The following is a 563-nucleotide window of genomic DNA, read 5'->3' as shown; positions in this document are numbered from 1 at the left end:
AAGCTGGATCCCGAAAGCAAGGAAACAGAAAAACTAAACGCCGCTTAGATCCCGGCGAGACAGGCAGTGGACCTCCTTGAGCGTTGGCAGATTCGGACCTCCGCTCCAAGCTTGGCAGATTTACGCATTCCTGAAGAACTATCTCGACAAGGATCGACCAGAGATCTCAGTCTCGATGGTCCGTTTTTCCATTTGTCAAATGTCGCGCTGCAAAGCGAATTCAAATTCTTCTTCCTACTGGTTGCTCTCGATTCAATCGTCATGAAAACAAATTCTTATTCCCTTCGCTCTTTCAGCATGAAGTATGACTTCTGCGGCGGCGCGGGCGTCTTCCCCAGCGTCGTGGTGGTCAAAGGATAGCCGCAAGTGTTTCTTCAAAGAGGCAAGCCCATGCCCGCCGTTGCCCTTGAGTTCCGGCCACGCCCGGCGGGCGACGGTCACACTGTTCTGCCAATTCCAGACAGGCTCCTCGCGTCTGAGTGCGGTGCAAGCAGCGCGGACGGCGCTGCGGTCGAAACCTGAATGCTGGTAGACTGTGATATTCCCCAGAGGGAACTCGAGCA

1 protein-coding gene is annotated in these 563 nt (G+C 54.4%); it reads right to left on the bottom strand.

What is annotated here, in order from left to right; all coding sequences use genetic code 11:
• Nucleotides 1–252: 252 nt before the first annotated feature.
• A partial coding sequence (locus ACOYQJ_RS26260) for a 3'-5' exonuclease family protein (RefSeq protein WP_500797233.1) occupies nt 253–563 on the bottom strand: 311 nt, incomplete at its 5' end.

The sequence above is a fragment of the Pacificoceanicola algae genome (assembly GCF_049341065.1).
In the GTDB taxonomy this organism is placed as follows: domain Bacteria; phylum Pseudomonadota; class Alphaproteobacteria; order Rhodobacterales; family Rhodobacteraceae; genus Pacificoceanicola.
This window is presented reverse-complemented; position numbering and strand designations above follow the sequence as displayed.